The organism is Enterobacter cloacae complex sp. HYC080_NIDB (genome assembly GCF_056673325.1).
In genome coordinates, this window is record NZ_CP114212.1 from 3,760,404 (window position 1) to 3,781,846 (window position 21,443).

At 55.2% G+C, this 21,443-nt stretch carries 20 protein-coding genes; 7 read left to right on the plus strand and 13 right to left on the minus strand.

The window, feature by feature from the left end; genetic code table 11:
• Window positions 1-63: 63 nt before the first annotated feature.
• The 4 genes from nadC (at window position 64) to hofC (ending at window position 4,135) form a co-directional block, all read left to right on the plus strand.
• On the plus strand, window positions 64-957 hold the full coding sequence (gene nadC, locus O1723_RS17935; RefSeq protein WP_014882559.1) for a carboxylating nicotinate-nucleotide diphosphorylase: 894 nt from the start codon (window positions 64-66) through the stop codon (window positions 955-957).
• 173 nt (window positions 958-1,130) lie between these two features.
• Complete coding sequence (gene ppdD, locus O1723_RS17940) at window positions 1,131-1,568, plus strand: prepilin peptidase-dependent pilin (protein WP_014882558.1); 438 nt, start codon at window positions 1,131-1,133, stop codon at window positions 1,566-1,568.
• Window positions 1,569-1,578: 10 nt separating this feature from the next.
• Window positions 1,579-2,961: a type II secretion system protein GspE gene (gene gspE / locus O1723_RS17945; RefSeq protein ID WP_014882557.1), complete on the plus strand. Its 1,383-nt coding sequence runs from the start codon at window positions 1,579-1,581 to the stop codon at window positions 2,959-2,961.
• Complete coding sequence (gene hofC / locus O1723_RS17950; RefSeq protein ID WP_023336759.1) at window positions 2,951-4,135, plus strand: protein transport protein HofC; 1,185 nt, start codon at window positions 2,951-2,953, stop codon at window positions 4,133-4,135. The genes gspE and hofC overlap by 11 nt, the downstream gene beginning before the upstream one ends.
• 40 nt (window positions 4,136-4,175) lie before the next feature.
• On the opposite strand, the gene O1723_RS17955 is transcribed toward hofC, so the two are convergent.
• Entirely contained in the window at window positions 4,176-5,219 is a 1,044-nt protein-coding gene (locus O1723_RS17955) for a GMP reductase (RefSeq protein ID WP_014882555.1), read from the minus strand.
• A gap of 228 nt (window positions 5,220-5,447) precedes the next feature.
• Between O1723_RS17955 and coaE the strand changes: the two genes are divergently transcribed.
• The 3 genes from coaE to yacG are packed head-to-tail and all read left to right on the plus strand — an operon-like array spanning window position 5,448 to window position 7,015.
• Window positions 5,448-6,068: a dephospho-CoA kinase gene (gene coaE / locus O1723_RS17960; protein WP_014882554.1), complete on the plus strand. Its 621-nt coding sequence runs from the start codon at window positions 5,448-5,450 to the stop codon at window positions 6,066-6,068.
• Window positions 6,068-6,811 (plus strand): cell division protein ZapD, encoded by a 744-nt coding sequence (gene zapD / locus O1723_RS17965; RefSeq protein WP_014882553.1) that lies wholly within the window; start codon window positions 6,068-6,070, stop codon window positions 6,809-6,811. The genes coaE and zapD overlap by 1 nt, the downstream gene beginning before the upstream one ends.
• A 9-nt stretch (window positions 6,812-6,820) precedes the next feature.
• Window positions 6,821-7,015: a DNA gyrase inhibitor YacG gene (yacG, locus tag O1723_RS17970; RefSeq protein WP_014882552.1), complete on the plus strand. Its 195-nt coding sequence runs from the start codon at window positions 6,821-6,823 to the stop codon at window positions 7,013-7,015.
• A 33-nt stretch (window positions 7,016-7,048) separates the two neighbouring features.
• Here yacG and mutT read toward each other — a convergent pair whose 3' ends face one another.
• The 12 genes from mutT to murD form a co-directional block, all read right to left on the minus strand.
• Window positions 7,049-7,441, minus strand: a complete 393-nt coding sequence (gene mutT, locus O1723_RS17975) for an 8-oxo-dGTP diphosphatase MutT (RefSeq protein ID WP_023336758.1) — start codon at window positions 7,439-7,441, stop codon at window positions 7,049-7,051.
• A 57-nt stretch (window positions 7,442-7,498) separates the two neighbouring features.
• On the minus strand, window positions 7,499-10,204 hold the full coding sequence (secA, locus tag O1723_RS17980) for a preprotein translocase subunit SecA (protein ID WP_038421283.1): 2,706 nt from the start codon (window positions 10,202-10,204) through the stop codon (window positions 7,499-7,501).
• 58 nt (window positions 10,205-10,262) lie between these two features.
• On the minus strand, window positions 10,263-10,766 hold the full coding sequence (secM, locus tag O1723_RS17985) for a secA translation cis-regulator SecM (protein WP_072169721.1): 504 nt from the start codon (window positions 10,764-10,766) through the stop codon (window positions 10,263-10,265).
• Window positions 10,767-11,045: 279 nt separating this feature from the next.
• Complete coding sequence (lpxC, locus tag O1723_RS17990; protein ID WP_014882548.1) at window positions 11,046-11,963, minus strand: UDP-3-O-acyl-N-acetylglucosamine deacetylase; 918 nt, start codon at window positions 11,961-11,963, stop codon at window positions 11,046-11,048.
• 101 nt (window positions 11,964-12,064) lie between these two features.
• Window positions 12,065-13,216, minus strand: a complete 1,152-nt coding sequence (gene ftsZ, locus O1723_RS17995; RefSeq protein ID WP_008501978.1) for a cell division protein FtsZ — start codon at window positions 13,214-13,216, stop codon at window positions 12,065-12,067.
• 63 nt (window positions 13,217-13,279) lie between these two features.
• Window positions 13,280-14,536, minus strand: a complete 1,257-nt coding sequence (gene ftsA, locus O1723_RS18000) for a cell division protein FtsA (RefSeq protein WP_006173845.1) — start codon at window positions 14,534-14,536, stop codon at window positions 13,280-13,282.
• Window positions 14,533-15,375, minus strand: coding sequence for a cell division protein FtsQ (gene ftsQ / locus O1723_RS18005; RefSeq protein WP_014882547.1), 843 nt, complete (start codon window positions 15,373-15,375; stop codon window positions 14,533-14,535). Before ftsQ ends, ftsA begins: the two co-directional genes overlap by 4 nt.
• A 1-nt stretch (window position 15,376) precedes the next feature.
• Window positions 15,377-16,297, minus strand: coding sequence for a D-alanine--D-alanine ligase (locus O1723_RS18010; protein ID WP_014882546.1), 921 nt, complete (start codon window positions 16,295-16,297; stop codon window positions 15,377-15,379).
• Window positions 16,290-17,765: a UDP-N-acetylmuramate--L-alanine ligase gene (murC, locus tag O1723_RS18015; protein ID WP_014882545.1), complete on the minus strand. Its 1,476-nt coding sequence runs from the start codon at window positions 17,763-17,765 to the stop codon at window positions 16,290-16,292. Before murC ends, O1723_RS18010 begins: the two co-directional genes overlap by 8 nt.
• 56 nt (window positions 17,766-17,821) lie before the next feature.
• Window positions 17,822-18,886: an undecaprenyldiphospho-muramoylpentapeptide beta-N-acetylglucosaminyltransferase gene (gene murG / locus O1723_RS18020; RefSeq protein ID WP_014882544.1), complete on the minus strand. Its 1,065-nt coding sequence runs from the start codon at window positions 18,884-18,886 to the stop codon at window positions 17,822-17,824.
• Window positions 18,883-20,127, minus strand: a complete 1,245-nt coding sequence (gene ftsW / locus O1723_RS18025; RefSeq protein WP_014882543.1) for a cell division protein FtsW — start codon at window positions 20,125-20,127, stop codon at window positions 18,883-18,885. Before ftsW ends, murG begins: the two co-directional genes overlap by 4 nt.
• Window positions 20,127-21,443, minus strand: coding sequence for a UDP-N-acetylmuramoyl-L-alanine--D-glutamate ligase (murD, locus tag O1723_RS18030; RefSeq protein ID WP_014882542.1), 1,317 nt, complete (start codon window positions 21,441-21,443; stop codon window positions 20,127-20,129). The genes ftsW and murD overlap by 1 nt, the downstream gene beginning before the upstream one ends.

Sequence of the window (21,443 nt, forward strand, 5' to 3'; positions counted from 1 at the left end):
AATGACTCGGTTCAGAGTAGCATGTTTCAATATTATGATTCGTTACCAATTTGGAGTTTTATCATGCCGCCTCGCCGCTACAACCCCGACCACCGACGTGAAGCACTTCTGGAACGTATTAATATGGATATTCCGGCAAGCGTTGCCCATGCGTTAAAAGAAGACCTTGGGGGTGACGTGAATGCCGATAAAGACATTACCGCACAATTATTGCCAAAAGAGACACGTTCCCACGCGGTCATTATTACCCGTGAAGAGGGCGTTTTTTGCGGCAAGCGTTGGGTTGAAGAGGTATTTACTCAACTGGCGGGCGATGATGTGCAGGTGACCTGGCACGTTGAAGATGGTGATGCGATTACAGCCAATCAGCCGCTGTTCGAGCTGGACGGTCCCTCGCGCGTCTTGCTGACCGGCGAACGCACCGCGCTCAATTTTGTACAAACGCTCTCTGGCGTCGCCAGCGAAGTGCGTCGCTATGTTGACCTCCTGGCCGGCACCCACACTCAGCTGCTGGATACCCGCAAAACGCTGCCAGGCCTGCGCACTGCGCTGAAGTACGCGGTGCTCTGTGGCGGCGGCGCCAACCATCGACTGGGCTTATCCGATGCCTTCCTGATCAAAGAGAACCACATTATTGCGTCGGGTTCCGTGCGCCAGGCCGTTGAGAAAGCCTTCTGGCTGCACCCGGACGTCCCTGTTGAAGTGGAAGTCGAAAGCCTGGAAGAGCTGGAGCAGGCCGTTAAGGCCGGAGCCGATATCATCATGCTCGACAATTTCGAAACTGAGCAGATGCGCGAGGCAGTAAAACTGACTAACGGCCGCGCCCAGCTTGAAGTTTCCGGGAACGTCACGTTTGACACGATCCGTGAATTCGCCGAAACCGGTGTGGACTACATCTCCGTCGGCGCGCTGACCAAACACGTTCGCGCCCTTGACCTCTCCATGCGCTTCAAATAACACGCTTCCCCTCTCCGCCCGGAGAGGGGAATTTCAGTCCTGCTCGCAAATCCGTTGTTCTTCCCTGCAACACTGCATGAATTCTCTGAAGCCCCTTTCCCGTTCCCTTTTTTGCCCCTCGTTTCTCTCCTTTCGCGCTGCCAGAGTAGCGCCACTTTGCATAAGGAGCAGATATGGACAGACAACAAGGATTCACACTCATTGAGCTGATGGTGGTCATTGGCATTATTGCGATTCTGAGCGCCATCGGGGTTCCCGCCTATCAGAACTACCTGCGTAAAGCCGCCCTCACCGATATGCTGCAAACCTTCATTCCCTATCGCACTGCCATTGAGCTTTGCGCGCTCGATCACGGTGGCGTGGAGAGCTGTGACGCAGGCAGTAACGGCATCCCTTCCCCGACGACGACGCGTTACGTCTCAGCAATGAACGTGGCAAAAGGGATCGTGACCTTGACGGGTCAGGAGAGTCTCAACGGACTGACGGTGACCATGACGCCACAGTGGAATAACGGCAACGGTATGACAGGCTGGACGCGTGACTGCAACATCAGTGCTGACAGCGAGCTTAAGCAGGCCTGTGAAGACGTCTTCCGCTTCGACAATAACTGAGGGGCGGACAATGAACACCGATCAACTCGTGGCACTTTGCCTTCGCCATCATGCTCTGCTGCTCACCAGCGACAGTGACATGGTCAGCATCGCCGTCGTGGGAAGCCCCGCATCTGAACTGATGGAAGCCCTGCGCTTCGCAACGCAGAAACGGATTGATATCGAGTGCTGGAGCGCTGAACGCATGGAAAAGCATCGGCAGTTAAGCGCGCAATCGCATCTGCCTAACGTTTCGCAGGCACATTCCGCGGTGGATATCCTCAACCACACGCTGCAACAGGCGATAAACCAGCGCGCCTCCGACATCCATATTGAACCGATGGAGCACGCGTGCCAGATTCGCTTACGTATCGATGGCGTACTTTGCCCGCAACCTCCGCTTTCCGCCGCGCTGGCAACGATGCTCAGCGCCCGGTTAAAAGTGCTGGGTAATCTGGATATTGCTGAACGCCGCTTACCGCAGGATGGTCAGTTTACCATTGAGCTGACAAACGAGCCGGTCTCGTTTCGTATCGCCACGCTTCCCTGCAACGGCGGTGAGAAAATTGTGCTGCGACTGCTGCATCAGGTTCAGCAGGCTCTTGAACCGAAAGCACTCGGCATGAGCGCTGAGCAGCTGGCCTGTTTTACTGCTTCACTGCACCAGCCTCAGGGGCTGATTCTGGTTACCGGCCCCACAGGCAGCGGCAAAACCGTCACCCTCTATAGCGCGTTACAGGCGCTTAACACCCCTGACGTCAACATCTGCAGCGTAGAGGATCCCATTGAAATCCCGCTTGCGGGATTGAATCAGACGCAGATTAACCCGCGAGCGGGCCTGACATTTCAGAGCGTGCTAAGGGCGCTGCTGCGTCAGGATCCGGATATCATTATGGTCGGCGAAATTCGTGATGGCGAAACGGCAGAGATCGCTATTAATGCCGCGCAGACCGGGCACCTGGTATTGTCGACGCTGCATACCAACTCGACAACGGAAACCCTGATTCGCCTGGAGCAGATGGGCGTCGCGCGCTGGATGATATCTTCCGCACTCTCTATGGTGATTGCCCAACGGCTGGTTCGGCGTCTTTGTCCACATTGCCGACAGCAAAACGGGGAGCATTCGGGCTTACCCCGCCCGGTTTGGCCGCGACCACTTCCCCGCTGGCAACCCACAGGCTGCGATCGTTGCTATCACGGTTTTTACGGCCGGGTGGCGATTTTTGAAGTACTGGCAATCGACAACCCTCTGCGTCAGGCAATTGCCAGCGGGGCAGGCACCGAGGTCATAGAAGCCAGTGCCCGGCAGGCAGGGTTAATCTCGCTGTTTGAACACGGCTGTATGGCCATTGAGCAAGGGCTAACCACGCTCGAAGAGTTATTGCGTGTTTTGGGGATGCCCGATGGCCACTAATCACCTCTGGCGCTGGCGAGCCCTCTCCACAGAAGGAGAACCCCGAAGCGGGACACTCTGGGCCACAGACCGCAACGCGGCCTTCACCAGACTAATGCGGAACGACCTGCATCCTCTGGCCCTCTCCCGATGCCCTCAGAGACACCGCTGGCGTCCTCATCACTGCTACGAGATGTTTCGCCAGCTCGCCACGCTGCTGCAGGCCGGACTAACGCTTGCGCATAGCCTGCAAATGCTGGCTGACCAGCATCCATCAGAACCGTGGCGGGCACTGCTGCAAAGCGTTGCCGATGAACTCAGTGAAGGGTGCCCTTTTTCTGAGGCGCTCAGGCGGTGGCCCACGGTCTTTACCCCATTGCATATCTCAATGGTAAAAACGGGTGAGCTGACAGGGAAGCTGGAAGAGTGCTGTCGCCAGCTCGCCCAGCAACAAAAAGCGCAGCAGCAGCTCGGTCAGAAAGTGAAAAAAGCGCTGCGCTACCCGGCGATCATCCTGACGCTGGCGGTACTCGTCGTACTCGCCATGGTCACCCTGGTGTTGCCCGAGTTCGCCGCAATCTACAAAACGTTTAACACTCCCCTTCCGGCGCTGACGCGGATGGTGATGGGTATATCCGCGTTTATGCAGTCCTACGCTCTCGCACTGTTCGCGGTGCTGCTTGTTCCGTTAACCGCAGCCTGGACTCTGCGTCACACGCCTCGCTGGCAGCGATTTCTTCTGCATCTACCTGTAATGGGGGCGCTGGCGAAAGGGCAAAAGCTGGGGCAGATCTTCACCGTACTGTCGCTCACACAGCAGGCAGGCATTGCCTTTTTACAGGGGCTTGAGAGCGCAGAAGAGACCGTCGAAAGCCGCTACTGGCAAGGGATCCTTCGCAGAATACGCGAAGATATTGAAAAAGGGCTTCCCGTCTGGTCATCCTTTCAGAAAGCGGCAATGTTTACCCCGCTCTGTATTCAGCTTTTACGAACGGGCGAAATGTCAGGTTCACTGGACATCATGCTGGCAAACCTTGCTCGTCATCACACGGAGCAAACTTTTCAGTTGGCCGACAATCTGGCAGCACTCCTGGAGCCGTTACTACTGGTTGTCACGGGGATCATCATCGGCACGCTAGTGGTGGCAATGTATTTGCCCATTTTCCATTTGGGGGATGCGATGAGCGCGGGATAGCCAATAGTGCTGGCGCACGGACATGCGCCAGCGAAAGCCATTACAGGCTATTGAAAACGCGGTTTTCCTGCTCCTGAACGCGAATAAACGTCGTACGTTTCGTCAGCTCTTTCAGACGGGAGGCACCCACGTAGGTACAGGCTGAGCGCAGGCCGCCCAGGATGTCGCGCGCGGTGTTTTCAACCGGGCCACGCAGAGGCAGCTTCACGGTTTTGCCTTCTGCCGCACGGTATTTTGCCACACCACCAACGTGACGGGTCATTGCAGACTCAGAGCTCATACCGTAGAACAGCATGAATTTCTCGCCGTTTTCTTCCACCACGGTGCCGCCGCTCTCTTCATGACCGGCCAGCATACCGCCGAGCATCACGAAGTCTGCGCCGCCGCCAAACGCCTTCGCCACATCGCCCGGCATGGTGCAACCGCCGTCACTGATGATCTGGCCGCCCAGGCCATGCGCCGCATCGGCACATTCGATAACGGCGGACAGCTGCGGATACCCAACGCCGGTTTTGACGCGCGTGGTGCATACGGAGCCCGGGCCAATGCCCACTTTCACGATGTCGGCACCGGAGAGGATCAGCTCCTCACACATTTCACCGGTCACCACGTTGCCCGCGATGATGGTTTTCGTTGGCCAGGCCTCACGCGCCTTGCTGACGAACTGCACGAAATGCTCGGAGTAACCGTTCGCCACATCAATACACACAAAATTGAGCGCCGGGTTCGCATTCAGGATCTGTTTGGTCTTCTCGAAATCGGCATCAGAGGTGCCGGTGGAGACCATCACATGCTTCACCACATCCGCAGAGGCGGATGCAACAAACGCATTCCACTCTTCCGGGCTGTAGTGTTTGTGCACTGCGGTGAGAATATCGAACTGCGCCAGGGCGGTTGCCATCCCGAAGGTGCCCACCGTATCCATATTGGCGGCGATAATCGGCACGCCAGACCAGGTCTGACCGGAATGTTTAAAGGTGAATTGACGTTCGAGTTCAACGTCTGAGCGACTTTTCAGTGTAGAGCGTTTAGGGCGGATAAGAACGTCTTTGAAACCTAACTTCAGATCTTCTTCGATACGCATGTGCGGATTCCTGGGGTTAGAGGCAAATATGTTAAAAGCACAACTCCAGTGACGCTATCATACGCACTAATACCTGCTCCGCAAGACTGCGAAATTCTCTTTTTTTACGCTACAATCCTATAAATTTACCTGGTAAAAAGCCGGTAAACAGGGCTAAACAGTGGCTGATGCACGTTTGAAATTTAACCAACTGATTTTAATAATGAATAATTCCCAGGATTTGATTTAATGGGGTATATCGTCGCATTAACCGGCGGCATCGGTAGTGGCAAAAGTACCGTTGCGGACGCATTTTCTCGTCTGGGTATCACGATTATTGATGCCGATATCATTGCCCGTCAGGTGGTAGAGCCCAATACACCCGCGCTAAAAGCCATCGAAAACCATTTTGGTCCGGCAATTATCAGTGCAGATGGCACGCTAAATCGCCGCAAGCTACGCGAATGCATTTTTTCCGATTCTGCGGAAAAACGCTGGCTTAATGCCCTGCTCCACCCCATTATCCACCAGGAAACTCAGCGTCAAATTGCCGCAGCCCGCTCGCCGTATGTTCTGTGGGTGGTTCCGCTTCTGGTAGAGAATCAGCTGCACAATAAAGCCGATCGGGTGCTGGTCATTGATGTCTCGCCTGAAACGCAAATCCAGCGCACCGTGACGCGCGATCGTGTCTCGCGCGAACAGGCTGAACAAATTCTTGCCGCTCAGGCCACGCGCGCTCAGCGCCTTGCCGTTGCGGATGATGTTATTGATAATAACGGCGCACCAGATGCCATTGCATCGGATGTTGCCCGCCTGCATGCGCAGTATTTGGCGTTCGCCGCGCAGGCCGTTGCACAGGAAAAACCATAATGTCGACCCACATCCTTTTTGAGCATCCGCTCAACGAAAAAATGCGTACCTGGCTGCGTATCGAATTTCTGATTCAACAACTTTCACAACATTTGCCCGTCAGCGATCATGCCACTGCGTTGCACTTCTTCCGCAACGTGGGGGATCTGCTGGATGTCATTGAGCGGGGCGACGTCCGCACAGAGCTTCTGAAAGAACTGGAGCGCCAGCAGCGTAAATTACAGGCCTGGGCCGAAGTGCCGGGCGTGGATCAGAGCCGCATTGATTCACTTCGTCAGCAGCTTAAAAACAGCAGCAGTACGCTGATGGCCGCACCTCGTGTCGGGCAATTTTTGCGAGAAGATCGCCTGATCGGCCTGGTGCGCCAGCGCCTGAGTATTCCTGGTGGCTGCTGTAGTTTCGACCTGCCAACGCTGCATATGTGGCTGCATATGCCGCAAGCACAGCGTGATGCGCAGGTGAACAGCTGGCTGGAAAGTCTCGCCCCCATGCACCAGACGCTGTCGCTAATTCTCGACCTCATCCGTAACTCGGCGCCGTTCCGCAAGCAAACCAGCCTGAACGGTTTCTATCAGGATAACGGCGATGATGCCGATCTTCTGCGTCTGAATTTATCGCTCGGCGAGCAGCTTTACCCACAGATTTCCGGGCATAAGAGTCGTTTTGCGATCCGCTTTATGCCTCTGGACAGCGAGAATGGCACCGTGCCGGAACGCCTCGATTTTGAACTGGCCTGTTGTTAAGGAGTGCCGATGTCTGAAGTGACCACCGTAAACTGCCCCACCTGCGGTAAAACCGTTGTATGGGGCGAAATGAGTCCGTTCCGTCCATTCTGCTGCAAGCGCTGTCAGTTAATTGACCTTGGAGAATGGGCGGCGGAAGAGAAACGCATTCCGAGCAAAGGCGATCTCTCGGACAGCGATGACTGGAGTGAAGAGCAGCAATAGCTTTAAAGCCTGCTGGCGCTTCGCTTAGCAGGCCTACAGGTCGTCCGTCAGTCGGGATATGACGGCCGCATTTGCCGGTGGGAATTTATCGGCATCACTGGCCTGAAGCTCCACCCAGTTACCGGGTTGCCCCTCTTTTCCCCAGGGGTCGCCTTCCCAGTTTTCGACCAGCCAGAACCAAAGCGTGATGTGCCTGTCCGGAAACTGGTATTCGAGCTTATCGAACAGCGTTGCGCCAACTGGCGTAATTCCTACTTCTTCCTGAAGCTCACGCACCAGCGCCTCTTCCGGCGTCTCCCCTGATTCGATTTTTCCACCGGGAAACTCCCATTTGTTCGCCATATGGGCATCGGCAGCGCGCTGGGTAATGAAGATCTGGTTTTGCGGGTTGCGAATAATCCCGACGGCAATTTGCAGTATTTTCATATTGTCACTTCCATAAAAAAGGCGCAGATATCTGCGCCTTTTCATTGTCTTATGAACTTAGCTCAGACGGCCGTGGCAGGCCTTATATTTTTTACCGGAACCACACGGGCACGGATCGTTACGACCCACTTTACGATCGCCAGTCTGCGCGGCGATCGCCGCTGCAGCTTCGCTCTCGTCAGTCTGGTGGCTCAGCTGTTGCATCTGCGCCAGACGCTCAGCTTCTTCACGACGCTGTTGTTCCATCGCTTCCACTTCTTCCGGCATACGTACCTGAACTTTGCTCAGGGTGCTGATCACTTCATACTTCAGCGACTCCAGCATAGACGCAAACATGGAGAAGGATTCACGCTTGTACTCCTGCTTCGGATCTTTCTGCGCATAGCCACGCAGGTGAATACCCTGACGCAGGTAGTCCATTGCCGCCAGGTGCTCTTTCCACAGGGAGTCCAGCGTCTGCAGCATCACACCTTTTTCGAAGTGACGCATCATCTCAGCGCCAACCACTTCTTCCTTACGCTTATAAACGTCCAGCGCGGTTTCAAAGATACGTTCGCGCAGCGTCTCTTCGTGCAGCTCAGGCTCTTTGTCCAGCCACTCTTTGATAGGCAGATCGAGGTCAAAGTCGTTCTTCAGACGTTCCTGCAGGCCTTCGATATCCCACATCTCTTCCAGAGACTGCGGTGGAATATGCCCGTCAATGGTCGCTTTGAACACATCTTCGCGAATGCTGTTGATGGTTTCGCTCACGTCGGACACGTCCAGCAGTTCGTTACGCTGGGTGTAGATCGCACGACGCTGATCGTTCGCGACGTCATCATACTCCAGCAGCTGCTTACGAATATCAAAGTTGCGGCTTTCCACTTTACGCTGCGCGTTGGCAATCGCTTTAGTGACCCACGGGTGCTCGATGGCTTCGCCTGGTTTCATGCCAAGTTTACGCATCATGCCGGACACGCGGTCGGAGGCGAAAATACGCATCAGCGCATCTTCCATAGACAGGTAGAAGCGAGAAGAACCGGCATCCCCCTGACGGCCCGCACGGCCACGCAGCTGGTTGTCGATACGACGAGATTCGTGACGCTCGGTACCAATAATGTGCAAACCACCGGAAGCCAGAACCGCGTCGTGACGTACCTGCCAGTCGACTTTGATTTGTGCAATCTGTTCTGGCGTTGGGTTTTCCAGCTCAGCAACCTCTGCCTGCCAGCTACCGCCCAGCATAATATCGGTACCACGACCCGCCATGTTGGTAGCGATGGTCACGGCAGCCGGATAACCCGCCTGAGCAACGATATCCGCTTCTTTAGCATGGAACTTGGCGTTCAGAACGTTGTGTTTAATGCCTGCTTTCGTCAGCTCATTGGAAACCACTTCAGATTTCTCGATGGAGATGGTCCCCACCAGAACCGGCTGCCCATTGGCAGTACGGTCGCGAATATCTTCGATGATTGCCTGAATTTTTTCCGCTTCGGTCATGTACACCAGGTCCGGCATATCCTTACGGATCATTGGACGGTTGGTTGGAACGACAACGGTATCCAGCTTGTAGATGGAGCTGAATTCAAACGCTTCGGTATCAGCAGTACCGGTCATGCCCGCCAGCTTCTCGTACAGACGGAAGTAGTTCTGGAAGGTGATGGACGCCAGGGTCTGGTTTTCATTCTGAATATCCACACCTTCTTTGGCTTCCACAGCCTGGTGCAGACCGTCAGACCAGCGACGTCCCTGCATGGTACGGCCGGTGTGTTCATCGACGATGATGACTTCGCCGTCTTTCACAATGTAGTCGACGTCACGGGTGAACAGCGCGTGGGCGCGCAGTGCAGCCGTTACGTGGTGCATCAGCATGATGTTGCTCGGAGAGTACAGGGACTCCCCCTCTTCCATAATGCCTTCAGCGACCAGCAGCTCTTCAATTTTCACCAGACCGCGCTCGGTCAGGTTCACCTGGCGCGCTTTTTCATCAACGGAGAAGTGACCTTCACCCTGGAAGGTGTCGGAGTCTTCTTTCTCCTGACGCAGCAGGTGCGGAATGATTTTGTCGACTTTACGGTACATCTCAGAGCTGTCTTCGGCAGGGCCGGAGATGATCAGCGGGGTACGCGCTTCATCGATCAGGATGGAGTCCACCTCATCCACCAGCGCGTAGTGCAGTTTACGCTGGACGCGCTCTTCAGGGCTGAAGGCCATGTTGTCACGCAGGTAGTCGAAGCCGTATTCGTTGTTGGTGCCGTAGGTGATGTCCGCGTTATACGCTTCACGCTTGGCTGGCGCAGGCAGGCCGGACATGTTGATGCCGACCGTCATGCCGAGGAATTCGAACAGTGGACGGTTGTTTTCGGCGTCACGCTGGGCCAGATAGTCGTTGACGGTAACCACGTGAACGCCTTTACCGGTCAGCGCGTTCAGGTAAGCCGGCAGCGTTGCGGTCAGGGTTTTACCTTCACCAGTACGCATTTCCGCGATGCAGCGCTCGTTAAGCACCATACCACCCAGCAGCTGAACGTCGAAGTGACGCATGCCAAACACACGTTTACTCGCTTCACGCACTACGGCGAAGGCTTCCGGGATCAGGCTTTCTAAGGTTTCCCCTTTTTCCAGACGCGCGCGGAATTCCACGGTTTTTGCTTTCAGCTCGTCATCGGAGAGCTTCTCCATCGCCGGTTCCATACCGTTGATGACAGCGACAGCTTTGCGCATACGGCGCAGTGTACGATCGTTACGACTACCAAAAACTTTAGTTAATAATTTGATTAGCATAATAAATTCTCAAACGCCCCATCGTGGGCAGATAAATTAAGGTATTGAAAAAGTTAATTTAGCTGAGGCGTTGCGGCCCGGCGCGGATGCCGTGGGCCTGGCTAATCCAGGTTGATACAGAGAATGAGACTGGCGGAGCGAGCACAGTTTGCGCCGTCTGGCGAACCATGACCGGCGGCTGGCCGTCCTGCGTGAGCAACGCGTTGAGCGTATCCAGCAGGGCAAGGTGCTGTGCCTGTACCGGCAACGTCTCTTCGGCAACAGGCATTGTCTGCGGTGCCATCGCAAATGACAGATGACGAATGACCGTGCGGATAGCGTGCTGGTGCCAGTAATCAACGGAGAAATTCGGGCGACGACTGGCTTCAAGCCACGCGAGGTTAGTAAAGTTAACCCGCGTGTTGAGATCGTGTTTGGTTGTGGAGGTTTTCGCTGGCGTCGCCGCTTCGGCACTGTTGCTGAGCGCAGGCAAGCCGAGACTCGCCGCGACCATCCCCAATAAGAGATGCGGCCAGAAGTATCGTCTGCCAAATTGTCGCCAGCGCGTCAGTATTCCGCTCACTTGCTCCACCACATAAGCCCGCCAGTTACAGGCTAAATTCAGTTATTTTTTTTAAGCGCCCAGATATTACCACTAATGCCGCTACACAACAGCAGGAATGAGGCATCGTTGCAGGGAAAAACGGTCAAGAATGCAGCTAACGCACACATTTTCTGCGCAAGACAAACAAGAGAGAATGCTGAGGCAAACGAAGACGGGTAAAAATAAAAACGACTGGTTTTCCTGGTCGGAGAGAGTACCAGGTTAACCAGTCGATTTTTTACGAAACGGTGTGAACCGTTAAGCCAGAACCGTGCTTGGTGCTTTGAAGGCCAGCGGCAGTTCCGCTTCGTCTTCAAAGGTCACATATTCCCAGGCTTCCTGTTTTGCCAGGACTGCCTGCAACAGTTTGTTGTTCAGTGCATGACCGGATTTAAACGCGGTGAATGCACCAATGATGTTATGACCACACATAAACAGGTCGCCGATCGCATCCAGCATTTTGTGACGCACGAATTCGTCTTCAAAACGCAGGCCGTCTTCGTTCAGTACGCGATAATCGTCAACAACGATGGCACAATCGAAGCTGCCGCCCAGGCACAAGCCGCGGGACTGCAGATATTCGATATCACGCATGAAGCCAAACGTACGTGCGCGGCTAATCTGGCGCATAAACGCATCAGCAGAGAAGTTCATCGCATAGCGTTGGGTGCTGGCATCAATCGCCGGATGGTTAAAGTCGATGGTAAAGTCCAACGAGAAACCATTGTACGGTTTGAATTCAGCCCACTTGTCGCCATCTTCGACACGAACGGTCTCTTTGATGCGAACAAATTTCTTCGCGCAGTTCAGTTCTTCGATGCCGGCATCCAGCAACAGATAAACGAACGGAGCAGCACTGCCATCCATAATCGGGATTTCTGGCGCATCGACTTCAACCATAATGTTGTCGATACCCAGACCCGCCAGGGCGGCGTTCAAGTGCTCTACGGTAGAAATCCGCACGTCATGCTCGTTCACCAGACAAGTACAGAGCATAGTATCACGCACAGATTTGGCATCGGCCGGAAAATCTACCGGTGGATTCAAGTCGGTGCGACGATAGATGACCCCGGTATTGGCCGGCGCAGGGCGTAACGTCAGTGTGACTTTCTTGCCGGTATGTAAACCGACACCCGTCGCCTGAACGATACGTTTAAGTGTCCTTTGTTTGATCATCGTATAATCTCGCCAAATTAACTATCCAACCGAAAGTGTATATCACTAACGGTGGGCCAGTTTAGCACAAAGAGCGCAAATCCCCAAATTCCAGCCAATTCTTAGTCAGCTTGCTTACGCAGGAACGCCGGGATATCCAGATAATCTGGCTCTTTCGCCGTTTGCGGCGTAGGGTCGTTCACCACTTTCGCGGCCGGTTTCTGCTCTTGAGTCAGAGGAGACATACCGTGCTGCTGGTAACGATCCATTACCGGTTGCTGAGTCTGTTTGTTGGTCACCAGGGTGATCTCAGGACGCTTGTCCATACCGATACCGGTGGCAACAACAGTTACACGCAGCTCGTCGTTCATTTCCGGGTCGAGAGACGTACCAATTACCACGGTGGCATTGTCAGAGGCGAACGCACGGATAGTGTTACCCACGGTTTCGAACTCATCCAGACGCAGGTCAAAGCCAGCGGTAATGTTGACCAGCACGCCGCGCGCACCAGACAGGTCGATATCTTCCAGCAGTGGAGAAGAGATAGCCATTTCAGCCGCTTCTTCTGCACGGTCTTCACCGCTTGCCACGCCAGAGCCCATCATCGCGTAGCCCATTTCGGACATCACGGTACGAACGTCTGCAAAGTCAACGTTCATCAGGCCAGGACGGGTAATCAGTTCGGCGATACCCTGAACCGCGCCTTTCAGCACGTCGTTTGCCGCGCCGAAGGCGTCCAGCAGGGAGATACCGCGACCCAGAACTTTCAACAGTTTGTCGTTCGGGATGGTGATCAGTGAGTCCACATGCTTGGACAGTTCGGTGATACCCTGCTCCGCGAAAGCCATACGCTTCTTGCCTTCAAAGTTGAAAGGCTTGGTCACGACAGCAACGGTCAGGATACCTAAATCTTTAGCGACTTCTGCGACAACAGGTGCTGCACCGGTACCCGTACCGCCGCCCATACCTGCTGCGATGAAGACCATGTCCGCACCTTCCAGTGCAGCACGCAGGGCTTCACGATCTTCTTCAGCCGCGTTGCGACCGACTTCCGGGTTTGCCCCAGCGCCCAGCCCTTTGGTGATGCCACCGCCGATCTGGATAGTCTGGCCAACTGCTGTTTTACGCAGTGCCTGCGCATCGGTGTTAACTGCAAAGAATTCAACACCTTCAATGCGTTCACGCACCATATGCTCTACGGCGTTACCGCCGCCGCCACCGACGCCGATGACTTTAATCACCGCGTCGTTGGTCAGTTCCATAGGTTCAAACATAATTTCTCTCTCCGTTGTGCCTGTCGCCCGAGACCGCTAATTCTCTCCGGTCTCTTAAAAAAATTAAAACTCTTTTCGCAGCCAGTTGTTCAGTCGTTTGACCCACGACCCCACTGAAACGCGTTTTTCCACTTCTGCTTCACCACTGAGATGAGATTCCTTCCCGTAGTGGAGCAGGCCCACAGCCGTCGAATAGTACGGCTCCTGAGCATAATCCGTTAAACCGGTAATATTCAGCGGCGCACCAATACGCACCTGCGTATGGAACACGCGCTGAGCGCAGGCCGCAAGACCTTCAATTTGCGCTGCCCCGCCGGTTAATACAATCCCCGCCGCGAGATGATGTTTCACACCTTGCTGACGAAGCTGTTCCTGTAACTGTAAAATCTCTTCGTTGACCAGGTTGAGCAGCTCGGTATAACGCGGCTCAATCACCTCTGCCAGCGTCTGACGTTGCAGGCTACGCGGCGGACGACCGCCCACGCTCGGCACTTCAACGCTCTCATCTTTGCCAACAATTGAACCCAGCGCACAGCCGTGGCGCACTTTAATCGCTTCTGCATCGCTCGGTGGCGTACCAAAAGCGTATGCGATATCGCTGGTCACAACGTTCCCGGCATAAGGGATCACTTTGGTGTGGCGCAGCGCACCGCCTGTATAGACAGCCATGTCCATTGTACCACCACCAATATCGACCACACAGACACCGAGTTCACGTTCGTCTTCGGTCAACACGGAATAACTTGCCGCCAGACCGGCGAAAATAAGTTGGTCAACTTTCAGGCCACAACGTTCAACGGCTTTTACAATGTTCTTCGCCATATCGTTGTGACATGTGATCAGGTGCACTTTTGCCTGCATACGCACGCCAGACAGACCGACCGGGTTTTTGATCCCTTCCTGATAGTCGATCGCATATTCCTGCGGGATCACGTGCAGTACACGATGTTCATCGCGCACGCGCACGGACTTCGCCGTATGCACCACGTTTTCAACGTCTTCCTGCGTCACTTCTTCTTCGGAAATCGGCACCATACCGATTTCGTTCTGGCAGCTGATGTGCTTGCCAGAAAGGGCCAGATAGACAGAAGAAATCTGGCAATCCGCCATTAATTCAGCCTGATCGATGGCGCGCTGCACGCATTTCACCACCGACTCAAGGTCATTTACCCCACCTTTATCCATACCACGGGACGGGCAACTGCCCACGCCAATGATATTGACCATACCGTCGGGCAGAACTTCCCCTACTAAAGCGGCAACCTTAGCGGTGCCAATCTCCAGTCCAACTACCAGTTTTCTGTCCGTCGCCTTGATCATTGTTGTTCTGCCTGTACCTGTGCCTGATTCTGTTGCTGATTAGGTTCCTCGACCGGAGCCGGCTCCCAACCGACTGCTGCGCCTGAGTCATAGCGCAAATCAACGTAGCTTATCCGTTTGCCGTCCGTCTGCGCCTGCTGCTGTAAAACCGGGTAAAGTTCTACAAAACGCGCCAGACGTTTCATTGTGTCGCCGCGCCCCAGGTTGAGCTTAATGCCGTTCGTCAACGTCAGCTGCCAGGAGCGGCGCGCCGTCATTGCAGCATCTTTTAACGTAAACCTGTCCTTCGCCAGCACCTGACCCATTTCACGAAAACCCTGCAAGACTTCGTTTTCGCTACCTTCGGGGCCATACAACATCGGTAAATTTTGCTTGTTGACACGATCGGATGGGACGCTGAAGGAATTTCCGTCTACGTCAACCATGTGCTGATCATTCCAACGCGCAATGGGCACATATTCAACCAGATGAATCTTCAATTCATCAGGCCATTGCTTTCTGACACTCGCCTGTTTTATCCAGGGCAGACGTTCAATCTGACTCTGAATAATATTGACGTCCTGAGTCATAAAGGTGCCGGGCGATCCCAGCGCCAGAATTGACTGGCGAATATCATCGTTACGCGTGTAGTGACGCTCGCCGGTCACCACCAGCTTTGACAGAGGCAACCGCTGCGCATCTTCCATCCAGCCCAGCACCATCCAGCCGCTGATAAACACGGTGCACAGCACCCCGAGCAGGAAAATAATCCCTGCAAGACGCGTTCCATTACTCCGGCGTGAAGAAGCATATTCTTCTTCGTCATCGCGGTTGCGCGTGTTCAATGCAGCCTGAGACATATCAGCCCGCCTGGTCCAGAATACGTACGACTAACTGAGAGAAGCTCATTCCTGCCTGACGCGCAGCCATCGGCACAAGGCTATGGCTGGTCATTCCCGGAGAGGTATTGGCTTCCAGCAGGTAAAATTGCCCGTCACTGTCCTGCATCACATCAATGCGTCCCCAGCCGCGACACCCAAGAATATTCCAGGCTTTAAGCACCAGGGACTGTAAATCTGCTTCACGCTCAGCTTCCAGACCACAAGGGCAGAAATATTGCGTCTCATCAGAGAGATACTTCGCCTCATAATCATAGAAGACTCCGGCGGGTTGGATGCGAATTGACGGTAAAATTTCTTCGCCAAGCATCGCGACGGTAAATTCCGGCCCGCTGAGCCATTTTTCAATCAGAACTTCTTCATCGTGTTGAAATGCCAATGCTAAAGCCGACGCTATATCTTCAGCTTTATCTACTTTTGACATTCCTACGCTCGACCCTTCCCGGCTCGGCTTTACAATAACCGGTAAGCCCAGTGCCGCAATGCGTGTATTAACGCTGTCAGACAGGCCCAATTCAAATTCGCGACGCGTCAGCGCCACCCACGGTGCAACCGGTAGCCCCGCGCCCTGCCACAGTAACTTACTGCGCAGTTTATCCATAGAGATGGCAGACGCCATCACGCCGCTGCCGGTGTACGGCATGCCGATCAACTCCAGAAGCCCCTGCAGGGTTCCGTCTTCTCCGCCACGGCCATGTAATGCGATAAAGACTTTATCGAAGCCCATTGCTTTTAACTGCGTCACGTCGACCTCTTTTGGATCGACCAGGTGCGCATTGACGCCCCCTTCACGCAGACCCGCCAGTACGGCAGCGCCGGAATTCAGAGAAACCTCGCGCTCGGCGGACGTGCCGCCAGACAGGACAGCAATCTTATCAGCCATGATGCTCATCCTCCTGAGTTTGCGGCTTCAGTTTGATTTCAGCTAAGGTACGGGCGATTTTGCCGATATTTCCCGCACCCTGAATCAGAATCAGATCGTTACCGGTCAGCACCGGTGCCAGAATTTCCGCCACCTGTACCGGGTCAGAAACCAAAATAGGGTCAACTTTACCGCGTCCGCGAATCGTGCGACACAAAGAACGACTGTCAGCCCCCGGAATCGGAGTTTCGCCCGCTGCATAAACATCCAGCATCAGCAGCGTATCCACCTGCGACAGTACGCTGGCGAAATCGTCATACAGATCGCGGGTGCGCGTATAGCGGTGCGGCTGGAAGATCATGACAAGATTTTTTTCAGGCCAGCCAGCGCGTGCAGCTTTGATGGTCGCGTCCACTTCGGTTGGATGGTGGCCGTAGTCATCCACCAGCATAGCGGTGCCGGCTTTACCGTTTACTGCCTCCAGCGGGAATTCGCCGAGGAAATCGAAACGACGTCCAGTGCCCTGGAAGCTTTCCAGGGCGCGCAGGATCGCTTCATCATCGATGCCTTCTTCTGTCGCCACCGCCACCGCCGCTGCGGCGTTGAGGGCGTTATGACGCCCTGGCGCATTCAGCGTAACGTGCAGCAGCTCTTTGTCCTGACGCGCCAGCGTGAAATGCCCCTGCGCACCAACCTGTTTGTACTCTTCCACGCGAACGTCAGCATCCTCACTGAAGCCATAAGTGGTGATTTGACGCCCCACACGCGGCAGCAGTTCGCGGATGACCGGGTCATCCACACACATCACCGCGCGGCCATAAAACGGCAGGTTGTGCAGGAAGTTGATAAAGGTCTGCTTTAAATTCTCAAAGTCGCCCTGGTAGGTATCCATATGGTCGGCTTCGATATTGGTGACAATCGCCACCATCGGCTGCAGATGCAGGAACGACGCATCGCTCTCATCTGCTTCCGCAATCAGGTAACGGCTGTGACCCAGACGCGCGTGCACGCCTGCGGCTTTGACCAGACCGCCATTGACGAACGTCGGGTCGAGACCCGCTTCGGCATAAATACTGGACACCATCGCAGTGGTCGTGGTTTTACCGTGGGTCCCGGCAATCGCGATGCCGTGACGAAAACGCATCAGTTCCGCCAACATTTCAGCACGGCGGATCACCGGAATGCGCGCTTCATGCGCGGCAACGATTTCCGGGTTGTCAGAGGAGATAGCGCTCGATACCACCACCACGCTTGCATCGCGCACGTTTTCAGGGCGATGGTTGAAATAGATAGTCGCCCCAAGCGACGCCAGTTGCTGCGTAACAGGGTTTGGCGCCAGGTCAGACCCGCTGATCTGATAACCTTCGTTAGCTAACACTTCGGCAATACCGCCCATGCCAGCACCACCGATGCCAACAAAGTGAATGTGCCGGACGCGACGCATCTCGGGCACGATTGAACGCAGTTTTGCCAGTTGTTGTGTATTCATTCTCTAAACGCCATCGACTACTTAAAATTCGTGCAGCGCAACACGCGCTGCGAGGGTTAAGCCTGGGCTGCCAGGCTCACTTCTTTTGCCACCCGTTCAGTCGCATCCGGGATTGCCACCGCGCGCGCGCGTTGTGCCATCTCCAGCAATGCATCTCTGTTCCAGCCCGCCAGGGTAGTGGCGACCGCGTCGGCGGTAAATTGTGGCTGTTCAAATATCTTCGCCGCACCGGCTTTCTCAAGCGGCAGCGCATTCCAGTACTGCTGTCGGTCTTTATGCTGGAACGGGACAAACACCGCGGGCAAACCGGCGGCAGCAATTTCGCTTACCGTCAGTGCGCCAGAGCGGCAAACCACGACATCGGCCCAGGCATAGGCTGCAGCCATATCGTCAATAAATTCGGTCACTTTGTGCTGCGGCTGGCCTTCAGCGGCGTAAGCCTGCTCAACGGTCTGTTGCGCGCCTTTCCCGCTTTGGTGCCAGATTGTCACGGCATCACCCAGCTTTGCAGCCACCTGCGGCATCGTCTGGTTTAAAATGCGTGCCCCTTGAGAGCCGCCCACAACCAGAACGCGTACCGGTCCTTCACGCCCCGTCAGGCGGGTGTCCGGCAGCGGCAGCGCCAGCACATCCACACGCACCGGGTTACCCACCACGTCCGCTTTCGGGAACGCACCGGGAAACGCCTGCATAACTTTGGTGGCGATTTTCGCCAGCCACTTGTTGGTCAGACCGGCAATACCGTTCTGCTCATGCAGTACGACGGGAATACCTAGTGACCACGCAGCCAACCCGCCTGGGCCAGAGACGTAGCCACCCATGCCCAGTACCACATCAGGCTTAAAACGCTTCATGATGGTGCGTGCCTGACGCCAGGCGTTAAAAATACGCACCGGAGACAGCAGCAGCGCCTTAAGACCTTTGCCACGAAGGCCGGAAATACGAATAAAGTCGATCTCAATACCGTGCTTCGGTACCAGGTCGGCTTCCATGCGGTCTGCGGTTCCCAGCCAGCGTACCTGCCAGCCCTGCTCCATTAAATGGTGCGCAACCGCCAGCCCCGGGAACACATGTCCGCCGGTACCGCCTGCCATCACCATTAACCGCTTCGGTTGATTCATCGTGAACCTCGTGTAAACGCCTGGGCTTTCTCCAGACGCGTCTCATAATCTATGCGTAACAAAAACATAATGGCCGTCGACATGATCAACAGGCTCGAACCACCATAACTGATCAACGGCAACGTCAGACCTTTGGTCGGCAGCATACCCGCTGCGGCGCCGACGTTAACCAGTGCCTGGAAGCTAAACCAGATCCCAATTGAACAGGCTAAGAAACCTGAGAAGCGGTGATCGATCTCCAGCGCTTTTCGGCCAATCGACATGGCGCGGAAAGCGACGAAGAATACCATTAATAGCGCCAATACCACACCGATATAACCCAGTTCTTCCCCAATAATGGAGAAGATGAAGTCAGTGTGCGCTTCCGGTAAATACTCCAGTTTCTGGACCGAGTTACCCAGCCCTTGCCCCCAAACCTCACCGCGACCAAACGCCATCAGCGACTGCGTCAGCTGATAACCACTGCCGAACGGATCTTCCCATGGGTTCCAGAACGAGGTCACACGGCGGATACGGTAAGGCTCGGCGAGGATCAGCAGCACTACCGCTGAAATCCCCATTCCGATGATGGCGATGAACTGCCACAGCTTGGCCCCTGCCAGGAACAGCATCGCCAGCGTCGTGACAAACAGCACCACCACGGTACCGAGGTCAGGCTGCGCCAGCAGCAGGATCGCGAGCACCAGAATCACGCCCATCGGTTTTAAGAAGCCGCGAAGGTTATTACGCACTTCGTCGACCTTACGCACCAGGTAGTTCGCCAGGTAGCAAAACAGCGAAAGCTTGGTGAATTCCGCCGGCTGAATACGCAGCGGGCCAAACGCAATCCAGCGCGATGCCCCGTTAACGGAGCTCCCGACAACCAGTACGATCAGCAGCATGATAATTGACGCAATCAGCATCGCCGTACTGTGCCGCTGCCAGAATGCCATCGGCAGACGAAGCGTCACCAGCGCCAGACAGAACGCCAGAATGATGTACAGCCCGTCACGCTTGGCGAACAGGAAAGGATCGTTAGCCAGACGCTGTCCGACGGGCATCGAGGCCGAGGTCACCATGATAAAGCCGATCGCCGCCAGCCCCAGCGTAAGCCAGAACAGGGTGCGGTCGTACATAATCAGGCTATCGGAGTCTTTTTCCCGCGAAGCCATCACCCAGCCTTTCAGTGCCGCAAACAGCCACACCAGAATTCCAAATCCTGGCAGGCGCGGCATTTTCAGGCGAGGGAGAGATAAACGCATCAGCCTAACTCCTTCGCCAGGCGAGTAAAGATATCGCCACGCTGTTCGAAATTCTTAAACTGATCGAGACTCGCGCACGCTGGAGAGAGCAGCACCATATCCCCCGGCTTCACGCGCGGGGCGATCAGCCGCATCGCCTGTTCCATCGTTTCAGTTTGCTCGGCAATCTCCGGGCGTAATTGAGCCAGCTCGCTGCCGTCACGACCGAAACAGTACAGGCGGATGTTATCGCCTGAAAGGTACGGCTTCAGGGAGGAGAAATCAGCGGATTTGCCGTCACCGCCCAACAGCAGATGCAGGGTACCGTCAACATGCAGACCGTTCAGCGCGGCCTCCGTACTTCCCACGTTGGTGGCTTTGGAGTCGTTAATCCAGCGCACGCCGTTGTGCTCCAGCGCCAGCTGGAAACGGTGCGCCAGACCGGAAAACGTGGTTAACGCTTTCAGGCTGGAAGAGCGCGGCAGGCCAACAGCATCCGCCAGCGCCAGTGCTGCCAGAGCATTTGTGTAGTTATGCTGGCCGGAGAGCTTCATCTCTTTCACGTTCAGCACTTTCTCACCTTTCACGCGCAGCCAGGTTTCACCCAACTGACGGTTCAGATGATAATCCCCCATGGTGATACCGAAGCTAATGCAGCGATCGTCCGCGCCGCGCACCGGCATGGTCAGCGCATCATCGGCGTTAACCACGCAGACTTTGGCATTTTCATACACGCGCAGCTTGGCGGCGCGGTACTGCTGAAGACCAAATGGATACCTGTCCATATGATCTTCGGTCACGTTAAGGATCGTCGCGGCAGCTGCGCGCAGGCTGGAGGTGGTTTCCAGCTGGAAGCTGGAAAGCTCAAGGACATACAGCTCGCAGCCTTTGTCCAGCAGCATCAGTGCGGGCAGACCGATATTACCGCCCACGCCGACGTTCATGCCTGCGGCTTTCGCCATTTCGCCCACCAGAGTGGTGACGGTGCTTTTACCATTAGAACCGGTAATCGCAATAACGGGCGCCTGCACTTCACGGCAGAACAGCTCGATATCACCGACAATCTCCCCCCCCGCATCAGCCGCAGCGCTGAGTGAAGGGTGCGCCAGCGCCATCCCCGGGCTGGCGACAATCAGATCGGCGGCCAGCAGCCAGTCATCATTCAGACCACCAAGGTGGCGTTCAACCTGTTCCGGCAGCTTGTCCAGACCCGGCGGAGAGACACGCGTATCCATCACGCGCGGCGTCACGCCACGCGCAAGGAAAAAGTCCACGCAGGAAAGGCCGGTAAGGCCCAACCCGATGATAACGACTTTTTTACCCTGGTAATCTGCCAT

Coding starts and splice junctions, on each gene's coding strand:
- nadC (WP_014882559.1), top strand. CDS start 64: ATGCCGCCTCGCCGCTACAACCCCGACCACCGACGTGAAGCACTTCTG.
- lpxC (WP_014882548.1), bottom strand. CDS start 11,963: ATGATCAAACAAAGGACACTTAAACGTATCGTTCAGGCGACGGGTGTC.
- gspE (WP_014882557.1), top strand. CDS start 1,579: ATGAACACCGATCAACTCGTGGCACTTTGCCTTCGCCATCATGCTCTG.
- murC (WP_014882545.1), bottom strand. CDS start 17,765: ATGAATACACAACAACTGGCAAAACTGCGTTCAATCGTGCCCGAGATG.
- ftsA (WP_006173845.1), bottom strand. CDS start 14,536: ATGATCAAGGCGACGGACAGAAAACTGGTAGTTGGACTGGAGATTGGC.
- O1723_RS18010 (WP_014882546.1), bottom strand. CDS start 16,297: ATGGCTGATAAGATTGCTGTCCTGTCTGGCGGCACGTCCGCCGAGCGC.
- ftsZ (WP_008501978.1), bottom strand. CDS start 13,216: ATGTTTGAACCTATGGAACTGACCAACGACGCGGTGATTAAAGTCATC.
- zapD (WP_014882553.1), top strand. CDS start 6,068: ATGTCGACCCACATCCTTTTTGAGCATCCGCTCAACGAAAAAATGCGT.
- ftsW (WP_014882543.1), bottom strand. CDS start 20,127: ATGCGTTTATCTCTCCCTCGCCTGAAAATGCCGCGCCTGCCAGGATTT.
- hofC (WP_023336759.1), top strand. CDS start 2,951: ATGGCCACTAATCACCTCTGGCGCTGGCGAGCCCTCTCCACAGAAGGA.
- ppdD (WP_014882558.1), top strand. CDS start 1,131: ATGGACAGACAACAAGGATTCACACTCATTGAGCTGATGGTGGTCATT.
- mutT (WP_023336758.1), bottom strand. CDS start 7,441: ATGAAAATACTGCAAATTGCCGTCGGGATTATTCGCAACCCGCAAAAC.
- secA (WP_038421283.1), bottom strand. CDS start 10,204: ATGCTAATCAAATTATTAACTAAAGTTTTTGGTAGTCGTAACGATCGT.
- murD (WP_014882542.1), bottom strand. CDS start 21,443: ATGGCAGATTACCAGGGTAAAAAAGTCGTTATCATCGGGTTGGGCCTT.
- O1723_RS17955 (WP_014882555.1), bottom strand. CDS start 5,219: ATGCGTATCGAAGAAGATCTGAAGTTAGGTTTCAAAGACGTTCTTATC.
- ftsQ (WP_014882547.1), bottom strand. CDS start 15,375: ATGTCTCAGGCTGCATTGAACACGCGCAACCGCGATGACGAAGAAGAA.
- coaE (WP_014882554.1), top strand. CDS start 5,448: ATGGGGTATATCGTCGCATTAACCGGCGGCATCGGTAGTGGCAAAAGT.
- yacG (WP_014882552.1), top strand. CDS start 6,821: ATGTCTGAAGTGACCACCGTAAACTGCCCCACCTGCGGTAAAACCGTT.
- murG (WP_014882544.1), bottom strand. CDS start 18,886: ATGAATCAACCGAAGCGGTTAATGGTGATGGCAGGCGGTACCGGCGGA.